The 2,945-nt window shown below is 36.2% G+C and carries 5 protein-coding genes; all 5 read left to right on the top strand.

The genetic code is table 11. The features are described 5' to 3' along the window. Positions 1 to 110, top strand: a 110-nt coding sequence (locus HMPREF3270_RS06045; protein ID WP_176746714.1) for a siphovirus Gp157 family protein, incomplete at its 5' end; no start/stop codon positions are given. After that, on the top strand, positions 107 to 880 hold the full coding sequence (locus HMPREF3270_RS06040) for an ATP-binding protein (RefSeq protein ID WP_070626525.1): 774 nt from the start codon (positions 107 to 109) through the stop codon (positions 878 to 880). The genes HMPREF3270_RS06045 and HMPREF3270_RS06040, both read left to right, overlap by 4 nt. A gap of 28 nt (positions 881 to 908) precedes the next feature. Continuing rightward, a complete protein-coding gene (locus HMPREF3270_RS06035; RefSeq protein WP_070626526.1) occupies positions 909 to 1,472 on the top strand; it encodes a single-stranded DNA-binding protein in 564 nt (187 codons plus the stop codon). 10 nt (positions 1,473 to 1,482) lie between these two features. Further along, positions 1,483 to 2,169 (top strand): putative HNHc nuclease, encoded by a 687-nt coding sequence (locus tag HMPREF3270_RS06030; RefSeq protein ID WP_070867198.1) that lies wholly within the window; start codon positions 1,483 to 1,485, stop codon positions 2,167 to 2,169. Continuing rightward, a complete protein-coding gene (locus HMPREF3270_RS06025; protein ID WP_070867197.1) occupies positions 2,150 to 2,926 on the top strand; it encodes a conserved phage C-terminal domain-containing protein in 777 nt (258 codons plus the stop codon). The genes HMPREF3270_RS06030 and HMPREF3270_RS06025 overlap by 20 nt, the downstream gene beginning before the upstream one ends. The last annotated feature ends 19 nt before the right edge of the window (positions 2,927 to 2,945 follow it).

The following is a 2,945-nucleotide window of genomic DNA, read 5'->3' as shown; positions in this document are numbered from 1 at the left end:
TCGAACAAGCACCAAAACTGGATAAGAAAGCACTCAAAGAAGATATTCAAAATGGTGCAGATGTGCATGGTGCGGAGTTACGTGAAAGCGAAAGCCTGGTGATTAAATGAGTGAAGAACAAAAACAAGATATTCTAACTCAATTAGGAGTGAAGGACATCAGTAAGCAGAACGAACATAAGTTTTACAAATTTGCAGTATATGGAAAGTTCGGTACAGGTAAAACAACTTTCTTAACTAAAGATAACAACGCGCTTGTATTGGACATCAATGAGGACGGTACAACAGTGACAGAAGATGGTGCAGTCGTACAAGTAAAAAACTATCAACACTTTGTAGCAGTAGTTAAAGCGTTACCTCAAATTTTAGAGCATCTTAGATCTAACGGAAAACAAATTGACGTCGTAGTGATTGAAACTATTCAGAAGTTACGTGACATCACGATTGATGACATTATGGCAGGTCAAACTAGAAAGCCTACATTCAATGACTGGGGCGCAACCGCTACACGCATTGTTCACATGTATAGATTTATTTCTAAGTTACAGGAACATTATCAATTTCATCTTGCTATCAGTGGTCATGAGGGCATCAACAAGGACAAAGATGACGAAGGAAGTACAATCAATCCTACAATCACTATTGAAGCACAGGAACAGATTAAAAAGGCTGTATTAAGCCAGTCAGATGTACTAGGCAGAATGATGATTGAAGAAAATGACCAAGACGGACAGAAAGCATTCAACTATGTATTTAATGCAGAACCTTCACCGATATTTGAAACAAAAATAAGACATTCGCCAAGCGTTACGATTACAAACAAAAAATTCATCAATCCAAGCCTTACTGACGTAGTTCAAGCAATCAGGAACGGAAACTAAATTTAAAAATCAAAGGAGCAATTCAATTATGAAAATTCAAGGTAGAGCAAATCACATTACAGATACTAATCAAGAGAAATTCTTAAAAGGCGGCGACTTCTTAGGTGCTGGGGAATTCACAGTAAAAGTTAAAGAGATTCAATTTAATGATAATCAAAACCGATACTTCACAATCGTATTTGAAAATAACGAGGGTAAACAATTCAGTCATAACCAGTTTGTCCCACCATTTGAACAAGATTTTCAAGAAAAACAATATATCGAGTTGTTAACACGCTTAGGTATCAAATTGAATTTACCAGATTTAACTTTTGATACTGATGAGTTAGTAAACAAATTTGGAACTATCGTTTTGAAGAATAAATTCAACGAGGACCAAGGAAAATACTTTGTGCGTCTATCATTTGTAAAAGTTTGGAACAAAGGCGACGAGATTGTAAATAAGCCTGAACCTAAAACGGATGAAATGAAACGTAAAGAACAGTTAGCAAGCGGAAACAATCAACCAGAGCAGAAGCAACCGTTAAGCAATCAAGATAATCCATTTGCAAACGATCCATTAGGCTACAATGATTCAGATTTAGCTTTCTAGGAGTGGTTTAATGCAACATATCACTAGATACCAGCAAGACAGCGACGGTACTTATTCCGTCGTTGCAACTGGTATTGAATTAGAACAAAGTCACACAGAACTGATAGACAACGGATATTCGGTTTTAGCAGAAGTTAAAGTGTATGACAACAAAAGTATTACGCATGAACAAAGAAAGAAGATATTCGCATTGCTTAACGATATAGAGAGGTACTGGGGTGAACCAGTAGAAGCGTTGAGAGCGAGATTTCAAGCAGAATTAGAAATTATGAGCGGTTATGATCCAATCAGTCTATCCAACTGTGAAAGGAAAGTAGCCAGTGAATTAATAGAGTTAATCATAGCATTCATGTTCCATCATCAAATTCCTATGAGAAGAGAAACAAGCGAGCTGCTTAAAGAGGATAAAGCACTTCTTTACTACGCAACTATCAACCGTAACTGTATTATCTGCGGTAAACCTCATTCAGACCTTGCACATCATTATGCAATAGGTAGAGGAAAGAATCGTAAGACAATGAACCATTACGGATATGAAGTGTTAGCGCTATGCAGAGAGCATCATTCAGAACAGCACAACATAGGCGTAGACACATTTGATAAGAAATACCACTTAGAGAACAGTTGGATAAAAGTTGATAATCGGCTTAACAAAATGTTGAAAGGAGGAAAAATGAATGAGCAAATTATTAATTGACGATTATCCGATACAAGTCTTACCTAAATTAGCTGAAAAGGTAGGATTAAATGAAGCAATAATCTTACAGCAAATACACTACTGGTTAAATAGTAGTAAGCATAACTATGACGGTAAACGTTGGATATATAATTCTTATCCCAATTGGGCAAAGCAGTTTCCTTTTTGGAGTGAGAGAACTATCAAAAGAGCATTCGGTAGTTTAGAAAAACAAGACCTTTTATATGTAGGTAACTATAATAGAGCTGGTTTTGACCGTACTAAATGGTATTCAATCAACTACGAAAACTTGAATAATCTAGTGGCACGACCATCGGGACAAAATGGCACGACGAGCATGACAAATTGTCACGATGGAAGAGGACAAAATGTCACGACCAATACCAGAGACTACACAGAGATTACTACAGAGACTACTAACAATAATATATTGTCGGGCAACCCGACGCACACCCCGTATAAAGAGATTATAGACTATCTTAACGAAAAGACTGGTAAGAGGTTTAGTCACAAATCAAAAGCGAATCAAAAACTAATACGTGCCAGATTCAATGAAGATAATTCAAAAGAAGATTTCTTTACAGTAATTGATAATATGACTGCGCAATGGAAAGACAATCCGAAGATGGATGAATATTTACGACCTAAAACATTGTTCAGTGGAAACTTTGATAATTATAAAAATCAAACACCTAAACTAAGTGGTGCAGATCAACTAGAACGAATGAAATACGACCCTAGTTATTGGGAGGAATAAAATGCAATCATTTTCAAAT

Origin of the sequence: Staphylococcus sp. HMSC65H10 (assembly GCF_001839185.1) — a bacterium.
In the GTDB taxonomy this organism is placed as follows: domain Bacteria; phylum Bacillota; class Bacilli; order Staphylococcales; family Staphylococcaceae; genus Staphylococcus; species Staphylococcus simulans.
Note: the sequence above shows the minus strand (reverse complement) of the source record. Positions and strands in the feature narration are given on the sequence as shown.